Genomic DNA, 23,508 nt, shown 5'->3' with positions numbered 1-23,508 from the left:
GAGAAAGCTTACGTTAACAATCAATTATGAAAAATCTACTATTTATTGCACTCGTTGCGATTTCATCAACAATACCTTGGGAACAGAACTTTGAAACCGCTCAGAAAAACGCAAAGGAACAGCACAAGCTTATTCTCCTGAATTTTTCTGGCTCGGATTGGTGCGGTCCATGTATTAGAATGCATAGTGAAATTTTCGCTGATCAGGGATTTATAAAAATGGCAACAGCAAGCCTGGTGATGATTAATGCAGACTTTCCTAGAAACAAGAAAAAACAGCCTGCGGAACCGATTAAAAAGCAGAACGAAATGTTGGCCGAAAAATATAACCCCCTGGGGAAATTTCCTTACACAGTAATTCTGGATCAGGATGGAAAAGTACTCAAAGCGTATGATGGGTTGCCAAATCAAACTGCAGGTGAATTTACAAACGAGCTCCAAAAAATCTGCGATGCAAAAAGATAGTGAATTACAGCTCGCTAAAGCTTTCAAACTTACCGAGCGCTTGATGGGAAATACTTTTGAGCTAACGGTTGTTGCAAACAGCGAAAAATGGGCAATGCAAAAAATCAGGCTCGCAATTGATGAGATAAAAAGAATTGAAAATCTATTCACCACGTTTCATGAGAATAGCCAAACCAATCAAATTAATAGCCAAGCTGGAATTGCGGCTGTAAAAGTTGACCCTGAAGTTTATCAGTTGATAGAACGTTCTATACGGATATCAGCAATTACAGATGGTGCATTCGATCTTACTTACGGCTCTATTGACAGGAAGTTATGGAACTTCGATAGTACCATGACACGTCTTCCCGATATCGAAACGGCTAGATCAATGGTGAGATTGATCAATTATAAAAACATCATCCTTGATCCTCTAAATAATACCGTAATGCTTAAAGAAAAGGGAATGCGGATAGGTTTTGGAGGAATAGGAAAAGGTTATGCGGCCGAAATGGCAAAATCTCTGTTAAAAAAAGAAGGAGTATGCGCTGGAATTGTAAATGCTTCCGGCGACCTCACCACTTGGGGCACACAGCCTAATGGGGAGCCATGGACAATTGGCATTGTTGACCCCGATCATAAAAACACCCCATTTTCTTATTTGAACGTAACCGATATGGCAGTTGCTACATCTGGCAATTATGAAAAGTTTGTAAATATTGGCGGCAAAAAGTATTCGCACACCATTAATCCCAAAACCGGCCTTCCCATTAGCGGCATAAAAAGCGTAACCATTATTAGTCCAAATGCAGAAATAGCCGATGCCATGGCAACTCCAGTTACCGTAATGGGGATTTCAGCAGGTTTGGATATGATCAACCAAATTAATTACCTGGGCTGCATCATTGTAGACGACAATAATAAAATCTATACCAGTAAAAATATCAACCTTAAATGAAAGCAAAATTGATAAAAGGAATGCTCGCGGTAGCAATGGCACTTGGTGTATTGCTAGTTATACCTTCTTGCAAAACAGTTAAAGAATATCAAAAGAACAGATTAAACGATGCAGAAATGATTCTAGGGAACAGGAAGATTGAGAAGACCGAACTCAGCTTTCAAGGATACCGGGAAGGTGCTTCGGGCGCAAATTCGGGAAAAAGCGGCGGTGGTTGTGGATGTAATTAAGAAGATAAACACATGAAAAAAATATTTTTAACTGCAGCGGCTGTTTTCGCATTGTTACATTCCTTTGCCCAAACAACACCAAAAGACAGTACTGGTTTTCAGAGCAGAAAACTTAAACTAGATGAGGTAAATCTGGTTTCGAGTTATTATACACAAGATGGAAACAATGCTGCTGTTACAGGCGGTATCGGCTCACAAAAACTCACTGATATTGCCAACGTATTTGATGTAAAAATGGTTAAATATGATGCTAAATCACGAAAACATACTTTTGGTCTTGAAGTGGGGATCGACCATTATACTTCCGCATCATCGGATATGATCGATCTTCAGGCAAACTCTTCTGCCTCACATGCCGATACCAGAATTTACCCTTCGTTAAGCTGGAGCATTGAAAATGAAAATAAAGGAACTACTTTAGCATTCGGTCTTTCTTCATCAACAGAATTCGATTACCAATCATTTGGTGGTAATGTGAGTTTCTCTACCAAAACCAAGGATAAAAGTGGGGAGTTTACTGCTAAATTACAAACTTACCTGGATCAGGTTACATTAATTCAGCCAATTGAACTGAGAACAAATACGATGGACCATGAGCGGTATGGATCGGCAGCAAGAAATACATTTGCAGGTTCGTTATCATACTCACAAATTATTAATGAAAGATTTCAGGTGATGTTGCTGGCCGATGTGGTGCAACAGAATGGCTATCTCAGCCTTCCTTTTCATAGGGTTTATTTTAAAGATAACACTGTGCACCAGGAAAATCTTCCAGACAGCAGGCTTAAAATCCCTCTGGGTTTTAGGGCAAACTACTTTATTGGCAATAACCTGATCATTAAAACATATTACCGTTATTATACCGATAACTGGGGACTTAAATCTCACACGGCGGACATAGAGGTGCCTATCAAAATCAATTCTTTCTTTTCCATTAGCCCTTTTTATAGATATTATACTCAAACGGCAGCCAAATATTTCGCTCCGTTCCAAACACATACTGCGGCAGATCAATATTATAACAGCAACTATGATTTATCTAAGTTCAGCAGTGATTTTTATGGTGCAGGTATTCGCTTCGCCCCACCAAAAGGCGTATTGGGTATGCAACATTTCAGCATGCTCGAAATTAGATATGGGCATTATGCCAAAAACATTAACATGAGTTCGGATATTATTTCATTGAACATCAAATACAAATAAAGCTACTTTAGCTATCTTGTAGCAATTTCAACATACATGAAAATACTGGTTATAGAAGACGAGCATACGTTACGGACAAACATTATCGAATACCTGATGGCAGAAGGTAACGTATGCGACCAAGCTAAAACTTTTGCTGAGGCTGCGCAAAAAACCGCCCTTTACAGTTATGATTGTATCTTGTTGGATCTTACCTTGCCAGATGGTGATGGGCTAACCTTGCTGGCCGATTTAAAAAAGATCGAGCGCAAGGATGGCGTCATTATTATTACCGCAAGAAATTCGGTAGATCAACGAATAGAAGGCCTTAGCCTGGGAGCGGATGATTATCTCATTAAGCCATTTCATCTTTCAGAACTTAGCGCAAGGATCATGGCGGTTATCCGTAGGCGCACCTTTAATGGAAGTGATGTTGTAGTATTTAACGAACTTGCCATTGATGTTCAGGCAAAAGAAGTTAAAGTAAATGGTAAGGACATTAGCTTAACCAGAAAAGAGTTTGATTTGCTGGTTTATTTTGTAGCCAACAAAGCTAAAGTCATCTCAAAATCTGCAGCAGTAACCCATATTTGGGGCGATCATGCAGATATGGCAGATAGTTTTGATTTCATTTATACCCACATTAAAAATCTAAGAAAAAAATTAGTAGATGCTGGCTGTAAAGACTATTTTCATTCGGTTTACGGAGTGGGTTATAAATTCGCTGAATGATGAGATTATTTACTACTTACAACAGGGTTTTGTTAACTACCAGTATAATTGGCTTGCTCATTATTGGCTATCTTTTTTACAACACCTTAAGCCAGTACCTCAATAAGCAAATTGATAATTATCTGGTTGAAGAGCTTCTGGAAGTAAAAGATTATGCTAGCAATAAAACCAACTATCCAGCTCATGTAGTTTTCGAAGATCTGGTGATCGAGTACCACAAGATCTCCAAACAACATATTAAAAGACATTTTGGCGATACAGTCTTTTTTAATCCGAAAAAAGGCCATAAAGAGAGCGGCAGATTTCTGGAAGAGGACTTGGCATTAGGTGGTAAGGATTATAATGTTAAGATTATCGCCTCTAAAATTGCACATGCAGATCAGGCACAGAGTATATTTTTGGTCATTATCCTACCTGTTTTAGGGCTGTTAGTCGTCATTTTATTGGTAAACAGATACATGACAAAAAATATTTGGCTTCCTTTTAGGCAAATTTTGGCAAACCTGAAATCATTTAACCTAAACCATGGTGGAAATTACCAGAAAGTTGACACTTCGATAGTTGAATTCAAAGAATTAAATGATGCCATAGTTGATATCTCTCAACGCGTCAAATCTGACTATAAAGAAATTAAACTCTTTACCGAAAATGCATCACACGAAATGATGACGCCCATTGCGGTAATCAATTCGAAATTAGATATGATGCTGCAATCGAACAATTTAAGTGAAGAAGAAAGCAAAAACCTGATTGACCTTTACAGTGCTACTTCTAAACTTACCAAACTAAATCAATCGCTTTTATTATTAGTAAAAATTGATAATAACTTATTGAAAGATAAGGAGGAGGTTAACTTAAAAAAGCTAATCGAAGAAAAACTCGCCTACTTTCAAGAGTTTATCCAGAAAAAAAATATCATTATAAAATTGGATTCACAGGACAAAGAACTGCTAATGAGTAGATATTTAGCAGATATTTTGTTAGATAATTTGATAGGAAATGCAATTAGGCATAATAAAATAGATGGATCGATAAATATTGAACTTAACGCTAAAAAGCTAGCTATCAGTAACACCAGCGAAGCTGATGCTTTAGATCCATCAGTAGCTTTTGAGCGTTTTTATAAGTCGCCTTCTTCTGAAGGAATGGGATTGGGTTTAGCCATAGTTAAACAAACAGCTGAACTACATCAGTTTAAAATTGTTTATAGTCATGAGCACAATTTACATTCCTTTTGCTTAATATTCTGATACTACAGAATCTCTTCAAAATTGAGAACTAGCTTTGTTCTAAATCAAAAGGAATGAAATATTTAGTTCTCATACTTAGCGTATTCAGTTTAAATTTAAAAGCGCAGAACATTGATAGTCTGGGCAAAGTTGAAGTATACTACAATCATTATAATCACAAAAAGCTTAATGCTTATATCATACCAACTGTATTTGTTGGTTATGGTTTAGTTTCATTGGGCAGTAATGCCATAAGAGATTTAGATTTAAGTACAAAAGCAGAATTAAGCGAAGATCATCCAAAATTTGCAGCACATGTAGACGATTATGCCATTTTTTCTCCCCTATTGGCCATGTACGCTTTAGATATTGCAGGTATTAAAGCAAAAAATAATGCGCTAGATCAAACCGCAATGGTATTAATTACTACGGCAATTACCACAGCAACAATAACCACTTTAAAAAGTAAAACCCACCGTTTAAGACCTGATGGTTCGAGCGATAACTCTTTTCCTTCTGGGCATACCGCAACCGTGTTTGCTGCCGCAGAAATGTTACGTCAGGAATTTAAAGATCAATCGCCATGGCTTGGCTATGCCGCTTACGCCGTTGCTACAGCCACAGGTATGTTAAGAATGTATAACAATAAACATTGGTTAAGTGATGTGGTTGCTGGTGCTGGCTTTGGAATTTTATCTACCAAATTAACCTATGTCGTTTATCCACACCTTAAGAAGTTTATTGGCCCTCATATGCGGAATTTAAGTTTTGCACCATTGTACCAGCAAAACCAAGTAGCCTATAGATTTGCCTACAAATTTTAGCGGTAATGTCAGCGTGACACGCACTACTGAAATTATAGTGGCAAGGATTTGGTTTGCATAAGTTATGCAAAACGTTCTCCTTACCTATCTAACAAAGGGCAACAACTTCTCCAACGAAATCCCTAAATAATCGCAGACATGAAAAACCGTAATGGGTTGATGTTTCTGCAAACCATTACAATCTCTAATCACTTGTAAAATGCGCTGACAAGTACGCTCGCTCTTGCCAGTCATCAGCTTAAGATCGGCAGTATAAAAACATAAACGATGTATTGGCGCACTCATCACTCATTTTCTTTATGGGGTAAAACAGGTCATCTTCATCTACCAAATTTAGCTCATCTGTTAATAGTTACAAAGCATCCTGTAACTTTTAGAAAATTGACAAGACCAAGTAAAACAGCGTATGCAAAATTTGCAATAGCCTATGCAAGCACCCATTCAATTTTTGCAACAAAAAACCAAAAGTGTTGCAAATATGATAAGTCATATTGCGGGTTATTTATCAAAAATTGGCGGAAAAGGTAAGTTTTCTGCCTAAAATAACATTAAATTGTACGGCGTCATTGAATTAATCGTTAGCTACAACACTAACTCCACTCATACTGCCCCACACCTTCCGCGTTATTGCGAACCCGATCCTTCATCGGCTGTGGCAATCTCAGGCACAACTTGTCATCCCGACCTGTACCGATTTTACATCGGTAGGCGATGGATTTCTTGCCATAAATTCCARACGCTCAAACCTTGCCACGCTTAGCCAGCGTATGGCTTTTACCTTTCCCTTGATGGAAAGGTAACCAAAGATCAAGGCTGCAMTGAATTCGCTAAAAATCAAATCTTCGGATTGGAAATARAAGAACTCGCTTCSCTCAAACAGCTTTTATTTCTGACAATCCTTCCAATTGATTTTTTTACGCTAATTCACTGAGGCCGGATAGCGTGCTTCGCAATGGCAKTGCGTAGCTATTGCCCGTTACCCACAACCCTAACTCATCTRCCACTGCCCTACACCTTCCGCGTCATTGCGAACCCGATCSTTCATCGGSTGTGGCAATCTCAGGCACAACTTGTCATCCCGACCTGTACCGATTTTTATCGGTAGGCGATGGATTTCTTGCCATAAATTCCAGACGCTCAAACCTTGGATAGCGTGCTTCGCAATGGCAGTGCGTAGCTATTGCCCGTTACCCACAACCCTAAATGATCTGCCACTGCCCCACACCTTCCGCGTCATTGCGAACCCGATCCTTCATCGGSTGTGGCAATCTCAGGCACAACTTGTCATCCCGACCTGTACCGATTTTTATCGGTAGGCGATGGATTTCTTGCCATAAATTCCARACGCTCAAACCTTGCCACGCTTAGCCAGCGTATGGCTTTTACCTTTCCCTTGATGGAAAGGTACGGTAGGCGATGGATTTCTTGCCATAAATTCCAGACGCTCAAACCTTGCCACGCTTAGCCAGCGTATGGCTTTTACCTTTCCCTTGATGGAAAGGTAACCRAAGATCAAGGCTGCAMTGAATTCGCTAAAAATCAAATCTTCGGATTGGAAATARAAGAACTCGCTTCGCTCAAACAGCTTTTATTTCTGACAATCCTTCCAATTGATTTTTTTACGCTAATTCACTGAGGCTCGCTTCGCTCAAACAGCTTTTATTTCTGACAATCCTTCCAATTGATTTTTTTACGCTAATTCACTGAGGCCGGATAGCGTGCTTCGCAATGGCAGTGCKTAGCTATTGCCCGTTACCCACAACCCTAAGCGACCTACCACTGCCCCACACCTTCCGCGTCATTGCGAACCCGATCCTTCATCGGCTGTGGCAATCTTTTTTAGTATAGTGTTGTACATCCAACTCACACCGAATTGGTATCTGTTGACTTCATTTTAAAGGTGCGAACCTTGATTTAAAGCAACCCATTATCTGCCACCCTACCCTACTAACGTATTACCAACGTAGCACCGACGGTAGACCGACGGCAAACCAACAGCCCAAACCGCCAATTGCGACAAATACAGACAAATAGTGCATAATAGGTACAAATGCAACGGAACCCGCCAAACGCGGCGAGCCCTACTTTTTTCTACTCCATCTTTACACTACGCAGTAAAACAAGATTGCAAATTTTAATTAATCACATTTAAAAAACAGAAAGAAAATGGCAAAGTCAGAAAACAACGAAGTAATGTATGGTGCCCGCGGTAAAGTGGGCAACCTATTGGTATTTAAAAATTTTGGAAGCAACCAAACGGTAATTGCCAAAAGACCAAAAAAGACGGAGAACCCCGTATACTCCGCAAAACAGCTTGAGGCAAAGCTTAAATTTAGAGAGGCAGTCGTTTACGCCAGAGGTGTAATTAACAACCCCGCTTTGTTAGCCGTCTATCAGCTATTAACTAAACCCGGCACATCGGCCTACAATTTAGCCTTGGCAGATTATTGTAAATCTCCAGAAATCAGCTTAATTGATGCCGACAACTACCAAGGTTTAATCGGTGAGCAAATTAGGGTAAGGGCTATAGACAACTTTGGACTTACCCAAGTAAAAGTAAGCATTTACGATGCCGCAAACCTTTTAATAGAAAGCGGTTTAGCTACCCAAAGTGCCAACAGTGTAGATTGGTTTTACGTAGCCACTGCTCTAAATAGCAATTTGGCAGGCACTAAAATTATTGCCGAAGCTAAAGACACCCCTGGCAATACCACCCTGGAAACACTGGTTATTGTTTAACTTAAAGCCCATCCCTGATGATTGGGGATGGGCTTAAGTCTTACCTATTGATTGCTGCAACCTCCTCCATCCGCGTCATTGCGAACCCGATTTTCATCGGGAGTGGCAATCATTTTTGCTTAGTTATAGTATACCCAAATAATTCACCATACATGCCAAACGCTTAAGCTATCGGAGGTGTTTTTTACCATAGCTTAAAAAATACGAGCTAGAAGCTAGCACTAGCAATGGGCCGGAAAGTTTTCTCTCTGGAGTACGAGTTGATCCAAGCCGCTAAAGGTGAAATTATGAAAATCATAACTTGGAACAGCACTTATGGGTTTCCTGGTATTGATCTGAATGAAAAATTTGTTCAACGTATTGGTTCGCCAATATTCTTCGCTAAGTTTATGAAGGTCGTTGTAGGCATTTTCTAATTCGTGTTTTTTCATGAGAGATAGTCTGCTTGAGTTTTGAACTGATCAGATTTTTACCATGTTCATTCCGCTGGCTTATATTTCTCAAGCGCCGCTTTATATAAATTATCACTCTCATCCTTAAACCGCGTTCTATTGGCTTCAAGGTCAGTGAATTTTTCATATAAATTTTTGTAAATGATCTGATGCGCTTTGTTGGATAGTATTTGCTCATTATAAGCAGCCATCTCAAAATCATCCAATACTGCCTTTTTTAACAAAAAGTAGAGATCTTCTTTGGTTATTAAATCGATCGCATGCCAGGTAGCTTCCTGTTCCCCTCCATCTCTAAGGAAAAACCCTTTGTTGTCGTCAATTTTTAAGTATATCATAAATCGTATTTTTTCTATCATCATAAGCTTGCTGGCCAGCTTCTAAACAGCTAAGCATGATGTCATAATTGTCGGTTAATGCACCGTCAAGACTTTTTAATTGTTTATCGCCAGGATAACCGTAGAACAATTGATACTTAACTTCATTTCCCACAATAGATTTTTTAGTGTATACGATACAGTCGGGCTTTATAGATGCCCCAACTGTACTGTTATGCGTAACAATCACAACGGGTATCTCCTTGGAAATCTGCTTTAGAAGCTCATTAACATCATTTTTAAGGAATAAATTATCAAATGAGGATTCTGGTTCATCAATCAACAGTAAATCAAATTGTAGTGCATCTCCGATTTCATGCAAAAGATTGAATTCTGAACGTTCACCTCCTGAAACTGGGAATCCGTGTTTGTTAAGGGTTTTGTATTCGATGTCGACAAAATATTTGTGAAAATCAGTTTCCTCCAATCCAATTTCCTTTATGGAATTCAAAAAAGAGTAAGGAGTTTCGTATTTTTTGAATGCCTCCATGAATGATATCTGTTTCCGGGACTTGAGCTTTAACTGATTTGCGCCAGTATATTTTTTGGTTCTGGCAACCACCTTGAATCCCCGTATATTTTTGCTGTCTATCTCTCTTTCTTGCTGGATTTCCTTGATGATTTCATTGAACTTCTTGACTTTTTCATTTTCCAGCAGAACCCGATAAAAATCAATATCCAAAGGTGGGGTATTAGCCGTTTTTAGTTTCAGATCGTCCTTGATCTTACCGATCAGGTCATTCAACCAGCGCTTTTCAAGGTTCTGTTTATGGGTTCCAATATGCTCTCTAATCAACGCTACCGCAAGTTGCTTTAATGAATCAACAGAAATGTGCTGATTAATCAATTCGCTGTATTCGGTGTTATCAATTAAAAGGCAGGCGGCATCGATCAAACTGTCCAGCCCTTTCAGATCAGCTTCTAAAAATAGGGTTTCACTGAATAGGGATGCTTTTGAATAACTATCAAGCTTATCACTTTCAGAAGCAAATTTAATCAAACTTTCGAGGTATTTTTCAGCTTCTTTTTTGTTCGCTACTAGATCGACCTTCGTCATGTCGGCAATCATATCTTTCAGTTCCTTCAAAAACTGTTCGTTAACGGAACTGTGCCTGGTAGATAACAGTGCTTCAAATTTCTCTTCGCTGTCCTGTAGCAGGGCAAACTGTTTTAGGTATTTAACATTTTCGAAAGAACCCATGATCCGTTCAAGAGTATGGGTTTTCCCAGTTGAACGTTCTCCCAACATCACGTTCAAACCGGTAGAAAGGAACAAACCATCATCTGTAACCTGAAAATAGTCGTTGCCCTCACTTCCCGAAAGGCAAACTTTTGTTCTATCAGTCAAACATGCTTTGATACTTTTAAGTGTTATTTCACCAATATCAATAAAACTCTGCCTTGTAGGAAATCCTTTGATCCCATTATAAATTCTTACGTCACTAAAAATAACCGGAACCAACTTCGTGTTATCCTTGGAGCAGGCTTTGAATTTTCTAGGACTAGTCACTTCTCCAGCGTGGATATGTGGGTTTAGCTTTGCGATTGTCTCCTCTGAAATATTTGGTTTCTTCTCGTAATGTGGTATCAGCAGATACCTGTTTAGATCGCCGAAGATAGCCTGTAAGTTTTCAACAGTAATACTATCTTCCCGTGTTTTGATGAGAGCCTGAACCTGCTGACATTTTGCAGTAAAGTCTCCGAGTTCAGTATTCTCTGAAATTAAAAGTAAATGACCTTTCTCCAAATCTATCTCTATTCCTGGCAACACTTTAATATCTAGATTTTCGCAAATTTGTGTGAACTGTTCCGCATCAAATAAATTATGGTTGGTAACGGCGATGCAATCCAGTTCAAGTTTTGTAACGTATTCTTTCAGAGTTTCGAGGCAAAAATCGAAATGACTGTCGCTAATTGTGCTAGGAATTGTGTGGATGTGGAGGTCAATTTTTTTCAATGTAGTGAACGTTAAATTCAGACTAATATACAAAATTCACCATAACAAAATTACGTTAACGTGGTTTTCTAAGTCCTCTGATCAGAACAAACAGAGAACATTTATATTTTATATTAAGAATCTATTTAAAAAATAACGCATAAGTACATCAAACGATATTTGAGATCAGAAAACAAAACTGTCGCAATATTCATAGCCGCTGTATCCTAGCCTAACGAATCTATGATGAGGAAAAATGTATCCAGATCTTAATTTAATAAAATGCATCAATTGGCTCCTTCAGAAGTCATCGAAATTCTTTTAATCGTTCCGTCAGGATTATATCTTAACCGATCGATGCAAATAGAGCGGCTAAAGCTTCCGCCATTGGTTTGAATCGCTCCGTTATGATAGATAAAATACCATTGATCCTTAAATTTAACTATAGACTGATGGTTGGTATTACTGTTTCCCGCTATTTCATTGATAATCCCTTTGTAGCTATATTGCCCATCGATCGAATCGCTTGTCGCATATGCTATTTTCTCGGGAAAACCCTTTGCGTAAGACAAATAATATTTGCCATTATTTACATGAATCCAGGGAGCTTCCGTATATTCAAAGCCCTTCGTGTTTAGTTGCTTCACCTCACCATCTATTTCAATCATATTTTCTTTCAGTTTAGCATAATAGCATTCGCTATTTCCCCAAAAAATCCAGGAATGACCATCTTTGTCCGTAATAACTGTGGGATCGATGCAGGCCCATGCATGATTGGATGAAAAACAATCTTTATTCACCAACAATGGTTTTCCCAAAGCGTCCTTATATGGACCTTCAGGCCTGTCAGCAACTGCAACGCCTATACCCGACCAGTTCGTACTGATGTACCAATAATATTTGCCAGCTTTCTCTATCACCTGACCAGCGTAAGCATCGCCGCTTTTTGCCCAGCTAAAATCTGTGATTTCCAAGGGCACGGGATATTCAGTCCAGTTCTTTAAATCTGTGGAGGAATACACCAGCCAATCTTTCATTTTGTATCCCGTTTGCCCACCGGCATAATCATGTCCCGCAAAAAGCCACAGCGTATCACCCATAACTAAAGCAGAGGGATCGGCCGTGAATTCATGTTTGATAACGGGATTGCCTGAAGAGGTAAAATTATAGCGATCGCCGGGTTTAACCGGGCGCAACAGAGTTTCAGGAACTCCTCCCCAAACCGACTGTAAGGAACGTGCTTCGTTGCGTGTAATACTAATCACACTGCCATGCCGGGGATTGAAGTTTTTATTAAATTTTTCGGGCTTTGAGCTAAAATGAATAAGATCGGTGCTTCGCTGAAATTCGTAACGAAGATCGGCATACAGGTCATACATAAGAACATATTCTTTAGAATCATTCAGTTTGAATACACTAGATCCCTCAACGACAATCTTTTGTTCAGAATAGGCATCCAGGTATTTAAAATCTTCTTTCCAAGGCCCCCAAAGTGACTTGCTGGTCGCTTTCTGTATTCCATTGCTGATCTCCTTTCCCGAACTGTCTTTGGTATTGCCTTTAAAGAATAAGTTATAGGTACCATCTTTATAGACAATATCGCCATCTATAGCACCGTATTTTGAGCTAAACATTAATTTTGGTTCCTCTTCGAAACCGGAAAAATCCTTGTTGGCGTAGGCGCCATAAAAATCTAACATTTTATCATTGTTAAACCGAACAGTAAAATAGACCAGGTATTTTTTAACCTGGGGGTCGTAGATGGTTTGAGGGGCCCAAACCCATTGAACATCACCGAACTTCGCTGGATAGCTTTTGGCCAGCTCGACTACGCTATGTTTCCAGTTGATCAAATCTTTGGAATGTAGCATAACTATTCCCGGATTACTTCCCCATCCATCTTTAAAAGTGTTCATGTCTGTTGCCGTGATATAATATCCATTTGGCTCTTCTCCACGCAGGATATGCGGATCGCGAATACCGCCGGTAGCTGATATTTTTTCGGAAGCGATAATTGGTTTGTTGCCATTCAGGGCGAACCAGTTAACTGCATCTGAACTTACTGCAAAACGTAGCTGCTCCTGAATATTTTTTTCCCCGGATCCTTCAAAATATGCAAAAAGATAACCATCAAAATCCGGCAGTCTTTTTTGCTGGCCGACACTGGTGTATGAATTTAGAACAAACAACATAAATGCGAAGAAGAAAAAATACTTACTCATAATTAATTGATTAATGGTGTTATGACGAATATTTTATTTAAATCTGTTGATTAATTGTATTGTTCAAAAACTAAAAGTTGTTCAGTCCGAACCTCAAATTTCATTTTTATCGCATTAATCACGTTGAGGATATTTGGTAGATTCAAATGTAAATAACAAACGTCGCAACAAGGATTATAAAATTTATTTCTCTTTATCGATTTAAACGCTCATTTGATCAGCAAAGCCTTTTTATCCCCGTAAGTGGGGTGCATTGACATCGCTGGACCCTCATAAAAGAGATTATGCTTTTCAGGATTTCCTAGTCAGATTATGATGCATTTGTGCTTCAGTCCAAAAACTCTTTCAGGATTGTTGGAGAGAAAATCAATGATAGTTTTGACCTCAGGTAATAGCCGTTCTTGGAGAACGACTATCAAATGAAGGAAGGATAATTCTTGACGCGTTATTAAGGATTTTGCAATCCAGAGTGCTTATGCATAAGAGGAATCCTTTTAAAGGTAATTCGTTTTTAAAGTTTATGGGATACCTATAAAAGGGACAGCTCTTTTAATTCCAAAGAAAAGTCCAGTAACTATTTCATTTGCAATCTCTGGCAGGATAAATGGATCACTAAAATAGCCTAAAACCAAATCCCTTCGCCATTTGTGTACAATCGTTGACAGATTTAAAAAATGCACTCCTAACCAATTTGGTGTTGGAGACAGATTACTTATTTATTCTGTTTTGCAATCCTGAAGCAATTAATATCCCCAGCCAAAGCGCAGCCTGCTTACTCCCGATGAATTCGTGACGGATAATTTGATATCATCACCATTACCCGTCTTGTTTAATAACGCATAGGTATCCCCATCTCTGATCCCTGGCCAATAAACACTGGAAAGGTTCCCGCTCCTAAATACATTTGTAGAGCCGATGACATAGGCAATCTCGTTGTCATTCCCCGCAGGTCCGGTATAATTTTTTCCAGTTGTCATCCCTGCCCCGAATTCGGTAATGATGGTTCTTGATACATATGCACCGTATCTGGAACGCCAGTTATTTTCCCAATCGCTCTGCGTTCTGGTATTCCAAAATGCATAGTTGTGCAGGGCCAAAAAACAATCCTTAAATCTAATATCTGCGCCAATACCGTTTACATCTTCGGAATAACCGGTACCCGACAACAATATCCTGTTCGGTGCCAGATTCGAAAATTTAGAAAGGAATTGCTCATAAACTGATCCGAGTTGTGAAAGTGAATAGCCATAGGGTTCGTTTATCACCTCAATGTATACCTCACTTTGTTGACCATATTTATTTAAAATCACCGTCCACATTTTCCAAAAAGCATCCATATCATCAATCATACCGTCCTTGTTTTTCGAACTTTCCCAGCAACATAAAATAACCTTTAATTTCTTCGCCAATGCCAGATCAATCGTGGCCTGATAGGCCTCCCACCAGCGCTCTGTTACCGATGGCGGATTAACAGGCAATCGGATGGCATTGATGCCGGGTAAATTCGTGATGATGCCATCATAAATTCTTGCGGATTTTTGGGCCACTATGGCATAATTATCTCCCGCATCAAGCCCTGATGGAATGACCCAGCCATCTACAAAGTTATCCCGAGCATCTGCCCAGTTGATCCCTGCAATCAGGGGATGAACTAAGTTGGATGGCCCAATCACCGGTTCTGCAATTCCATCTGTTTTTTTACTACAACTCCACAAGCTCACCATCAATGCGATAGCTAACGAATACTTTTTAATGCTCACGATGTAAGATTTATTTATTATGGAAAAAAATTATTTATCGTTATTTACCTGATCAAGAATAGGTTGTTCCAAACCGGTTAGTACATTTGCCTCTGGCTTATTAAGTTCCAGAATGATGATTTCATTTTTCCCTTTTTTCAGCCATTCGGCAGGGAGATAAATGGTCTGTTGTGGCCCTATGCTCCAGTACTTACCCAAGTTGTGCCCGTTTACCCAAACTACACCTTTGCCCCAACGCCTGAAATCCAAATAAGTATCTGAGGGATTAACCACATCAAACGAACCCAATTTCAGAACAGGTGTTTTCTTTTGGGATTTTACGGCACTAATTTTCGAGACGTCTACTTTATCCAGAGGTAAACCGTACATCGTCCACCCCTTTAGTATCTTACCTCCAAAAGTAACATCGCCGATGATGCCCTTTTTATTCTTGAGCAGGTTTGGCCCAAAATTAATTCGCCCCATATTTTCGACAAAAATCTCAAGCGTATGTGATCCTTGTGGAACATCGAGGATAGTTTGCTCCTGCCCTAATCTTCTGTCCATTGTGCCCTTTCGCTCTCCATCAATAAATACAATTCCATAATCACGCAACCCATCAATTTTCAGTTCAGCTTTTTTTCCACCCGCAATTTTTGTCTTGTAAACCATATAGCCGTAAGCCTGGTTCATATCCTCAAAAGTCAGTGGATCCTCGTTTACTTTTCCAGCACCCATGTAATCGAAAATCCCGATCTCTTTATCAAACTTTATTGAAGTTAAAGCCATGGATGGTTTTGCCTCAGGCACCTGCGGTAAGCTGTAATCTTTTGGGAGGTGCTTAGCGATGACTTCCCTGAACTTCATGAATTTTTCCGTTGCATTTCCGGCCTCATCCAATGGTGCGTCGTAATCGTAACTGCTGATCTGTGGCTCAAAGGGAATGGAATCCCTAAAGTTTGCACCATTCATAAAGCCTCTTGTACTGCCTCCATGAAACATATACATATTGATCGAGATCCCCTCTTTAAGTACAGTGTCGAGTTTGCCGGTGTATTGATCAGCCGGCACTTTATGGTGAGGCGTGCCCCACCAGTCAAACCATGCAGGATACCACTCGGCGATAAAAAATGGACCTTTTCCCTGGTTCAGACTTCGAACCGCTTGTTTTACCTTCAGGGGATTATCCTGCCCGTTTATCGCAGGCATCAATCCTTTCAAGTGTCCCTTTACAATATCCTTTTCCGGATCGCATGTGTACAGCAATCCATCAAAACCAGCCTCAAGAAACATTTTTCGGTTCATCTCCAGGTAAACCTTATCCGCTCCGTAAGAGCCATATTCATTTTCTACCTGAACCATAAGGATGTTCCCCCCATGATTAATCTGAAGCGGTGCCAACTGTTTCCCAATCTCGTCAATATATTTTTTATACTCGGAAAGGTATTGCTTTTCCCTGCTCCTTACCTCCAGTCCTTTCTCGTTCTGGAGCCAGTAAGGATAGCCGCCAAATTCCCATTCGGCGCACACATACGGACTTGGTCGAAGGATAACCCATAGGCCTTCCTCTTTGGCAATCTTTACAAATGCAGCGATATCGTTATTCCCCGAAAAGTCAAACTTCCCCTTTTCAGGTTCATGCAGGTTCCAGAAAACATAGGTACCAATCGTATTTAGGCCCATAGCCTTTGCCATTTTCATCCTTGCCCTCCAGGCTTCCCTGGGCACCCTCGGGTAATGTATTTCCCCGGAAATAATCTGATAAGGCTTGTTGTCCAGCATAAAGGTGCTATCTCCAAGTGTAAAGCTATGCTGGTCACTTGACTTTCCGCAGCCTAAAAGTGCTGCAAGAAAAACTACAGCGTTCAAGAAATTTATTATAGTTTTTTTCATCTGTCTGTTTTTTATTTTTGAAGAAACCTACACCATCTTCAGGATCTTTATTTTACATATTTGGCCCTCAGGGGAGTCGCACTATTTTTCCCTTCTGGCTATAATCGTGGTAATTGATTTGGCTGGAAGTGTGATATTGCGTGCAGCCGATGCAGATCGCTCAAGATCAGCATTGGAGGAGGTGGTGTAAAGTTGTGCATTTCGATTTTGATCTATTCCGGTGAGCTGTAGCTCAACAACCTGATCACTATCATTAACCGCAACTGCAACAACTTCTTGATCTTTTAGATAAGCTGATAAATAAAAATTTTTCTCATTGGCCATGGTGACCAATTGCCTGGTGCTTCCAGGTGAGATAAAACGGCTGTAGTTCCCAAGGCCCCACAGCAGTTTACTGTCATATACCTTGCCGCCGAGCTTACTTTTATCGACATAGACCAGGCCGTCCTTATAATCGCCGATTGATACGGCCAGCCACCACTGCCATGAGGTTGCATTGGCATAAGTCAGGTCATGGTGGATGAGCTTGGCGATAAAAAGTGCTGTGGTCATACCTAAATCACGTCCCTCACCTTTAAGTAAACTATCTCCCAGCACGCAGTATTCCGACATCCAGAACCTTAGGTCTGAATGCTTGGCCACTTGTTTTCCAACAGCTCTTCTGATTTCAATTGATTTTTCTTCAGGACTGGTGGTAAAATAGCTATGTCCGGATATGCTCCTGTCGATATTGGGCAGCGAGCCAACAAAGCCAACTGACCTCGGATTGAAAAAATATTCAATCTGGTTACTTTTTGTACTATCGGGATGATTGGTCAGGTAGTTTAATTGCCCTGCCTCTGCAAGCTGGATTCTTGTTTTAAGTCTTGTCTTACTTAGTGTTTTGCTCAGACTTTTAATTACCTGACTGATTTCCAAGTTGGTGTAGGGACAACCCTCCTGATTCCCTTCATTCCATTTCCATTGAGGCTCATTTACCGGGCTGAGATAATCCAATTCAATTCCTGTTTTTGCTTTGATAATTTCAACGTTTTTCAGCAAATCATTCGAGAAAGCATCAAGCTTTTCAGGGTTGAGGTTCGTTTTTCCGTCACTGGAGAAAGCCTTATTATTGAGCGTAAAGTTCACATGTGGACTATTTACAAAACCAAGAAATTTCTCTGCACCTCTTGATTTAGCTGCTTTCATAAACCAGATTTGCCCCGGCATGGCATTCTCATCATAATCACCATTGGTCTTCAAGAAAGAAGCCTGTCTCCTCCACTCATCTCGGATCCCGCTGACATTACCTTGTTCTGCACTTCCACCGCCTATTGCAAAACGCCAGAAGTTCAGGCCAATTCCCACTGGGTTACCCTTATCGTCCAGCTTTCTGCTGAAGAGTAAATCTGCGACTTTGTTCTTCTGCTCATCAGGCCATAATCCTATAAAACGGCAGGTCCACGCATCAGAAGCTCCAAAACCCTCAATCTCTTGTGCTGGCAGGGAATAATCGATACCCGCTTTTATTACCCTGTTTTGCCCCAATCCAATGAAAGGCATGCAGAGCAGGAAAAAAGTAAGGAGGCTTAAGTTTCCCGACTGATGGAATAATCGCATAATAAATAGTTAACGAAGATCCATCGGAATGAGCCGATGGATCTAAAAAATTGAAGAATTGAATTAATAGCCTGGGTTTTGCTCCAGTTTACCTCCTGAGGAAAGAATCTCCGCTCTGGGGATCGGTAACCAGTATTGTTTATCCTGAAAGGTCTTTCCATCCAATGCCACTTTTGAAGTATAGCTTAACGCATTTCCTGCTTTAGTCACAATAATACCTGTCGCAGGTTTTGCCTCGACAGTATTTGCAGTTCTCCAACGGCGAACATCATAGTAGCGATGTTCTTCGAAAGCCAGCTCTACCCTTCTCTCATATCTTACTGCGGCACGCATGTCAGCCTGACTAAGACCAGTTGCCAATGCGGGCATGTTTACATCTGGTCTGGCACGAACCATATTAACCGCTTGTCTAGCTGACATCGATGAGCCTGCAGGTATAGCGTCCGGTCCATAGGCCTCATTTGCAGCTTCCGCATAGTTTAAGAGGATCTCCGAATAACGCATATAAATCCATGGCTGTAATCCTGCGACATCCCATGGATTGTCGATCGGGAAAGCATCATTCATAAACTTTTTCAGGTAATAACCTGTTTTGGTCGTGTTCCAGTTTGAATTCCCATCCTTACTATCTTTACCTCCAGGAACGAATGCCTCCAGAGTTCTGCCGCGGTAGCTGGCCCCATCGTAAATAACCGTGTAGGCAAATCTTGGATCCCGGTTGGCATAAGGCTTGGCCGGATCATAGCCTGAGCCAGATTCTGTAATGGCTTTTCCGGTGATGGTCTGGTAATCATCAACCAGATTTTGCAATGGCGTATTCCCTCCCCATGCATTGTACCCATTGGGTCCGTTTGCGATTTCCAGGCATACGTGCCTGGCGTTTGTGGTAAATAATCTTTCGAAGATCATTTCATTGGTTTCGTTCTCCAGAAACATTTTATTATACCCACCGGTGTAAATACCATATTTGTTTAAACTGATTACCGCTTGAGCGGCAGTAACTGCAGCTGCCCATGTCCCCGTGCCATATAGAGGACTTGCAGCATAAAGGGTCAATCTTGATTTCAGGGCCAATGCGGCGCCTTTTGTTGCTCGGCCAAGGATCCAGGTACCTGAATTATTTAATGGGAGTAGCGCAGCGGCAGCATCAAGTTCCGTAGTGGCATAATCAATACTTTCCTTTAGTGTTGCCCTTTTGAACAACGCTTCATCCTGCAGATTATCATCAAGCTGCGTTACTTTATCTCCCAATAGTACGGCACGGCCGTAATTACGGATAATATCCTGATAACGGAATGCCCTTATGAATTTGAGCTCTCCTTCGATCAGTCTTTTGTGTCCGGCACTCATCTGTATCTTCGTCAATACCTGAAGTGCATAGTTACATTCGCGGATACTACGGTAACTTCTTGCCCAGAAGGAAGCTGTACTTCCCAAGTTATCGGGCGATACCTGACCACGTTGCATGGCCCATGTTCCATCATCATTATTATAAATTGATTCGTCTGTGTAAGAACTCATCATGCTGTATTCAAAGCCACGGCCGAAACCGGGATTGGATCCCTCGCCTTCTTTGTCCTGGAGTCTCGGACTCACATAACGGTTAAGAACAAAAGCCTCATATATTGTGCTGTCGGTTTCGACCGAAGCGGTACTGATTACCGATGTAGGAGTGATTTCCAGGAAATCCTTTTTGCATGATGCAAACAGTAATGCAGCACCAAGGGTAAAATATAATGGTCTATAAAATTTCATGATGTTAGAATTTAACGTTTGCACCTATGTTGATAATTTTTTGTTGGGGATAAAACTGACCGCTCTCGCTGCTGCCCTCGGGATCATAATCCTTTACCTTGGAAATGGTAAAGAGATTGAATGCGCTGGCATATAACCTGACACCGGAGATCTTGATTTTTGATAGCATACTGGAGTTGAAGTTGTAACCCAATTCGATATTCTTCAACCTGAAGAACGAGGCGTTATTCAGCCAGAAGTTATTCTGGAAAGCGCCGCCGCTGATTGCATTTGAGGCTCGCTCGGTTACCCTAGGGAAACTTCCTTCAGGATTTGCGGCACTGAAGCGGTTATCTGCCCAGCTGCTGTAAAAATTCCCTACACTGCCTGATTCAGGCAATACATATTGGCTGACGCGTGACTGTCCTGCAAAAAGAATAGCGACATCAAAGTTTTTATAGGATGCATTCAGATTTATTCCGTAGGTAATCTCAGGAACGTTACCATATTTACTTCTGGTTCTGTCCTTGAAGTCAATGACACCATCGCCATTGAAATCCTCGTATTTTAAGTCACCAATTTTTGCACCGGTCACATGAGGGTATGAATTCAATTCCTGCTCCGTGCGGAAGATACCCATAGAATTGAATAAAAGGTAACTGCCTATCGGGCGCCCGGTTTGACGTTGATAATCTAAGGTACCGGAAGCCTCATCTATAAAAATGATCTCGCTTTTCGCATAGGTAATATTTCCTGTAGCTCCCCAATTGAAGTTTTCACCTGAATGGTTGTAACCTAAGGTTGCCTCAACACCTGAACTGTTAATCTTACCGATATTTTCTGCCGGAACCAGCGGATCAGATCCATAAGGATTTACAATTCCGGAAGTTGCGGGAATAGAGGCATTTCTGGTTAGCAGAATATCACTTCGTTTCTGGTTGAAATATATAGCCTCTAAGGTGAAGTTCTTTAGAAAAGTGGCATTGATACCAATATCCAGCTTATTTGCCCGCTCCCAGCCCACATTTGGATTGGCAAGTTTAACCAGGTTTAAGTTGGGTTGGATCACGTTGACCCCACTGCCTGGATTTGCCCCGACGAACCCGTTTCCAATTAACGTATAGTTATCAAAATATTGATAAGGGTTAATTAAATCACTTCCCAATGAACCATATGACCCCCTGATTTTCAAGTCGTTGATGAATGATACATTATCGGCGAACCATTTCTCCTGGCTGATTCTCCAAGCACCCAAGACAGAAGGAAAATATCCGAATCGGTTATTTTGAGCGAATAATGAAGATCCGTCCGCACGAATCTGGCCTTCGATGATGTAACGCTCATCATAGTTATAGGTCACCTTCCCGATGTAGCTTTGCCTTGGATAATCCGTACTGCTTCCAGAATTCCTTAAGTCAGTAGCTGCGGTACCGCCTTGTGAAAGCTCGGGCAGGGTTGTTGAGATATAATTCAAACGTTGCGCATCGAAAGTTTCAAAGCGTTGTCTACTTTGCTCGTAGGCTGCAAATGCATTAATGTAGTGTTTACCAAATTTCCTATCGTAATTTAATTTGATATTTGAGGTAATAAGACTCGTATTGCCCTGCGACTCATACAAGGTAGCCTTAGCCCCACTTCCACCGACAACAACGGTGTTATAAATACCTGATGATTGATCGTAAGAAAATAGGTTATAGGGCTTGTTAAAGTTCTTATTGAAATTGAATGTCTTATCTACCGAGAAAAAACCATCTACGGACAATCCTTGGACGCCGGGAATCTGGTAGCTGCCCCTTAAGATGGCATTGATGACCTGTCTTGGATTTTTGGCAGTTCCCCCTAAATCAGTCACCTGTACTGCAGGATTGTTGTTCTCGATTCCAGTAGTTGCCAATCCATTGGGATAATAGGCCCCAACGATAGGTTTTGCCCTGTAGATAGACCTGAAGATGTCACCTGCACCTGATATTGGAAAAACGCGGTCTTCCTCCCTACCGGAAACCCCTAAGCCAATTTTTAACCTTTTGGAGATACTCGCATCAATATTGGTCCGGAAATTATACTGATTATACTTGGCCGCACCGTTTTTATAAATGGCATCCTGATAGATTTTACCCAGGGAAACAAAGTATTTCACATCTTCTGTTCCACCACTGACCGAAAGGCTGTGCTGATTCTGTAGTGCAACATTCTTTAAGGTTTCACCGATCCAGTCGGTATTGGGAAAAAGCAAGGGATCAGAGCCATCTCTGAATTTCTGAATTTGCGCTACAGAATATGCCTGATTTAGGCCTCCATTGGGGTTGGAATCGAAATTAATTTCGTTCATGATCTGGGCGTAGGTTGCTGCATCGGCCATTTTGGGAAGACGTGTCGGCATACTGAAGCCCTGGTTGAAAGTATAACTTACTGTAGGTTTACCGATCTTGCCCTTTTTGGTCGTGATCAGTATTACACCGTTAGCCGCCCGATTGCCATAAACAGCAGCTGATGCATCCTTCAATACGGAAATACTTTCTACATCATTCGGGTCGATCCTTTCCAGACCACCCAGCTGACCTGGAATTCCATCAACGACAACCAGAACATCCGAGTTGGTGGTGGTACCCAATCCGCGTATCAAGATTTTGGATCCATCGTAACCGGGTTCACCGCCACGGTTATTGATTACGACGCCCGAAACTCGACCCGCAAGTGAATTGGAAAGGTTTGGCTGTGGACTTTTCACCAGGTCCCCGCCTTTTACCACCGAAACAGATCCGGCTAGGGTCGATTTCTTTTGGGTTCCATATCCAACAACTACTAATTCGTTAAGTGATTGGGAATTGGCTGTCAGCTGTGTGTTCACAGTAGTTTTTCCTTTGGTGGGAACTTCCTGATTATTGTATCCGACATAACTAAAAATTAGGATAGCATTTTCATTGGGTACTTTAATAGTATACTTACCGTCTGAATTGCTGACCGTGACGGTTGTCGTACCCTTGACCGTCACACTAACACCGGGAAGCGGCCCGCCCTTCTCATCGTAAATGGTACCTGTTACAGTTACTTCTTCTCTAAGGGTGAAAGGATTTTTAGCACTTGAATTTTCCGCAGCCTTCACGACTTCTGCTGAAAGCAGCGAAACGCCGACAAGGGAAACAATGAACAATGTTCGCTTTGCCGTACGGCAAAACAGAACATTCTTGTTCTGTAAAACTTTTCTCATTTGGTCATATTTGG

Annotated in this window: 18 protein-coding genes; 8 read left to right on the top strand and 10 right to left on the bottom strand. The window is 40.9% G+C overall.

The features are described from left to right. Nucleotides 1–26 precede the first annotated feature (26 nt). Genes ASE92_RS03460 through ASE92_RS03430 form a run of 7 tightly spaced genes read left to right on the top strand, consistent with a single transcriptional unit; the run spans nucleotide 27 to nucleotide 5,598 of the window. Nucleotides 27–464, top strand: coding sequence for a thioredoxin family protein (locus ASE92_RS03460; protein ID WP_056848677.1), 438 nt, complete (start codon nucleotides 27–29; stop codon nucleotides 462–464). Beyond that, nucleotides 451–1,401 (top strand): FAD:protein FMN transferase, encoded by a 951-nt coding sequence (locus ASE92_RS03455; protein WP_056848676.1) that lies wholly within the window; start codon nucleotides 451–453, stop codon nucleotides 1,399–1,401. Before ASE92_RS03460 ends, ASE92_RS03455 begins: the two co-directional genes overlap by 14 nt. Continuing rightward, entirely contained in the window at nucleotides 1,398–1,631 is a 234-nt protein-coding gene (locus ASE92_RS03450) for a DUF4266 domain-containing protein (protein WP_056848675.1), read from the top strand. The genes ASE92_RS03455 and ASE92_RS03450 overlap by 4 nt, the downstream gene beginning before the upstream one ends. Nucleotides 1,632–1,643: 12 nt before the next feature. Next, nucleotides 1,644–2,834, top strand: coding sequence for a DUF3570 domain-containing protein (locus tag ASE92_RS03445; protein WP_056848674.1), 1,191 nt, complete (start codon nucleotides 1,644–1,646; stop codon nucleotides 2,832–2,834). Between the two features lie 36 nt (nucleotides 2,835–2,870). Continuing rightward, a complete protein-coding gene (locus ASE92_RS03440) occupies nucleotides 2,871–3,545 on the top strand; it encodes a response regulator transcription factor (RefSeq protein WP_056848673.1) in 675 nt (224 codons plus the stop codon). Continuing rightward, entirely contained in the window at nucleotides 3,542–4,795 is a 1,254-nt protein-coding gene (locus ASE92_RS03435) for a cell wall metabolism sensor histidine kinase WalK (RefSeq protein ID WP_235527272.1), read from the top strand. The genes ASE92_RS03440 and ASE92_RS03435 overlap by 4 nt, the downstream gene beginning before the upstream one ends. A 53-nt stretch (nucleotides 4,796–4,848) precedes the next feature. Further along, entirely contained in the window at nucleotides 4,849–5,598 is a 750-nt protein-coding gene (locus tag ASE92_RS03430) for a phosphatase PAP2 family protein (RefSeq protein ID WP_056848672.1), read from the top strand. Between the two features lie 84 nt (nucleotides 5,599–5,682). Here the strand turns inward: ASE92_RS03430 and ASE92_RS21055 are convergent, their stop codons facing one another. Further along, nucleotides 5,683–5,883, bottom strand: coding sequence for a hypothetical protein (locus tag ASE92_RS21055; protein ID WP_157255617.1), 201 nt, complete (start codon nucleotides 5,881–5,883; stop codon nucleotides 5,683–5,685). A gap of 1,881 nt (nucleotides 5,884–7,764) precedes the next feature. On the opposite strand from ASE92_RS21055, the gene ASE92_RS03420 reads away from it, so the two are divergent. Beyond that, nucleotides 7,765–8,337 (top strand): hypothetical protein, encoded by a 573-nt coding sequence (locus tag ASE92_RS03420; protein WP_056848670.1) that lies wholly within the window; start codon nucleotides 7,765–7,767, stop codon nucleotides 8,335–8,337. A 221-nt stretch (nucleotides 8,338–8,558) separates the two neighbouring features. On the opposite strand, the gene ASE92_RS21050 is transcribed toward ASE92_RS03420, so the two are convergent. From ASE92_RS21050 to ASE92_RS03375, 9 genes are all read right to left on the bottom strand, one after another. Then, nucleotides 8,559–8,768: a hypothetical protein gene (locus ASE92_RS21050; RefSeq protein ID WP_157255616.1), complete on the bottom strand. Its 210-nt coding sequence runs from the start codon at nucleotides 8,766–8,768 to the stop codon at nucleotides 8,559–8,561. A gap of 47 nt (nucleotides 8,769–8,815) precedes the next feature. Continuing rightward, nucleotides 8,816–9,124 carry a hypothetical protein gene (locus ASE92_RS03410; RefSeq protein ID WP_056849265.1) on the bottom strand — a complete coding sequence of 103 codons (309 nt, stop codon included), beginning with the start codon at nucleotides 9,122–9,124 and terminating at the stop codon, nucleotides 8,816–8,818. Next, nucleotides 9,105–11,120, bottom strand: a complete 2,016-nt coding sequence (locus ASE92_RS03405; RefSeq protein WP_056848668.1) for a PHP domain-containing protein — start codon at nucleotides 11,118–11,120, stop codon at nucleotides 9,105–9,107. The genes ASE92_RS03410 and ASE92_RS03405 overlap by 20 nt, the downstream gene beginning before the upstream one ends. Before the next feature lie 266 nt (nucleotides 11,121–11,386). After that, nucleotides 11,387–13,321 (bottom strand): family 43 glycosylhydrolase, encoded by a 1,935-nt coding sequence (locus tag ASE92_RS03400; protein ID WP_056848667.1) that lies wholly within the window; start codon nucleotides 13,319–13,321, stop codon nucleotides 11,387–11,389. 743 nt (nucleotides 13,322–14,064) lie between these two features. Next, nucleotides 14,065–15,081: a cellulase family glycosylhydrolase gene (locus ASE92_RS03395; RefSeq protein WP_157255615.1), complete on the bottom strand. Its 1,017-nt coding sequence runs from the start codon at nucleotides 15,079–15,081 to the stop codon at nucleotides 14,065–14,067. Between the two features lie 30 nt (nucleotides 15,082–15,111). Beyond that, the gene (locus ASE92_RS03390; protein WP_056848666.1) at nucleotides 15,112–16,953 is read right to left on the bottom strand and encodes a beta-galactosidase family protein; all 1,842 of its coding nucleotides are present in this window, start codon (nucleotides 16,951–16,953) and stop codon (nucleotides 15,112–15,114) included. An 81-nt stretch (nucleotides 16,954–17,034) separates the two neighbouring features. Then, nucleotides 17,035–18,552 carry a glycoside hydrolase gene (locus tag ASE92_RS03385; RefSeq protein WP_082454893.1) on the bottom strand — a complete coding sequence of 506 codons (1,518 nt, stop codon included), beginning with the start codon at nucleotides 18,550–18,552 and terminating at the stop codon, nucleotides 17,035–17,037. A 63-nt stretch (nucleotides 18,553–18,615) separates the two neighbouring features. Then, nucleotides 18,616–20,307 carry a RagB/SusD family nutrient uptake outer membrane protein gene (locus ASE92_RS03380; RefSeq protein WP_056849263.1) on the bottom strand — a complete coding sequence of 564 codons (1,692 nt, stop codon included), beginning with the start codon at nucleotides 20,305–20,307 and terminating at the stop codon, nucleotides 18,616–18,618. Nucleotides 20,308–20,311: 4 nt separating this feature from the next. Then, nucleotides 20,312–23,494 (bottom strand): TonB-dependent receptor, encoded by a 3,183-nt coding sequence (locus ASE92_RS03375; protein ID WP_056848664.1) that lies wholly within the window; start codon nucleotides 23,492–23,494, stop codon nucleotides 20,312–20,314. Between the last annotated feature and the right edge of the window lie 14 nt (nucleotides 23,495–23,508).

This window comes from Pedobacter sp. Leaf41, assembly GCF_001422545.1.
GTDB lineage: Bacteria > Bacteroidota > Bacteroidia > Sphingobacteriales > Sphingobacteriaceae > Pedobacter.
The sequence above is the reverse complement of the archived record's forward strand: the minus strand, read 5'-3'. Positions and strand labels throughout refer to the sequence as shown.

Excerpts from the sequence above, each read along its gene's own strand:
- ASE92_RS03390 (WP_056848666.1), bottom strand. The coding sequence starts at position 16,953 with ATGAAAAAAACTATAATAAATTTCTTGAACGCTGTAGTTTTTCTTGCA.
- ASE92_RS03420 (WP_056848670.1), top strand. The coding sequence starts at position 7,765 with ATGGCAAAGTCAGAAAACAACGAAGTAATGTATGGTGCCCGCGGTAAA.
- ASE92_RS03385 (WP_082454893.1), bottom strand. The coding sequence starts at position 18,552 with ATGCGATTATTCCATCAGTCGGGAAACTTAAGCCTCCTTACTTTTTTC.
- ASE92_RS03445 (WP_056848674.1), top strand. The coding sequence starts at position 1,644 with ATGAAAAAAATATTTTTAACTGCAGCGGCTGTTTTCGCATTGTTACAT.
- ASE92_RS03455 (WP_056848676.1), top strand. The coding sequence starts at position 451 with ATGCAAAAAGATAGTGAATTACAGCTCGCTAAAGCTTTCAAACTTACC.
- ASE92_RS03460 (WP_056848677.1), top strand. The coding sequence starts at position 27 with ATGAAAAATCTACTATTTATTGCACTCGTTGCGATTTCATCAACAATA.
- ASE92_RS21055 (WP_157255617.1), bottom strand. The coding sequence starts at position 5,883 with ATGAGTGCGCCAATACATCGTTTATGTTTTTATACTGCCGATCTTAAG.
- ASE92_RS21050 (WP_157255616.1), bottom strand. The coding sequence starts at position 8,768 with ATGAAAAAACACGAATTAGAAAATGCCTACAACGACCTTCATAAACTT.
- ASE92_RS03450 (WP_056848675.1), top strand. The coding sequence starts at position 1,398 with ATGAAAGCAAAATTGATAAAAGGAATGCTCGCGGTAGCAATGGCACTT.
- ASE92_RS03380 (WP_056849263.1), bottom strand. The coding sequence starts at position 20,307 with ATGAAATTTTATAGACCATTATATTTTACCCTTGGTGCTGCATTACTG.
- ASE92_RS03430 (WP_056848672.1), top strand. The coding sequence starts at position 4,849 with ATGAAATATTTAGTTCTCATACTTAGCGTATTCAGTTTAAATTTAAAA.
- ASE92_RS03400 (WP_056848667.1), bottom strand. The coding sequence starts at position 13,321 with ATGAGTAAGTATTTTTTCTTCTTCGCATTTATGTTGTTTGTTCTAAAT.
- ASE92_RS03410 (WP_056849265.1), bottom strand. The coding sequence starts at position 9,124 with ATGATATACTTAAAAATTGACGACAACAAAGGGTTTTTCCTTAGAGAT.
- ASE92_RS03435 (WP_235527272.1), top strand. The coding sequence starts at position 3,542 with ATGATGAGATTATTTACTACTTACAACAGGGTTTTGTTAACTACCAGT.
- ASE92_RS03440 (WP_056848673.1), top strand. The coding sequence starts at position 2,871 with ATGAAAATACTGGTTATAGAAGACGAGCATACGTTACGGACAAACATT.
- ASE92_RS03375 (WP_056848664.1), bottom strand. The coding sequence starts at position 23,494 with ATGAGAAAAGTTTTACAGAACAAGAATGTTCTGTTTTGCCGTACGGCA.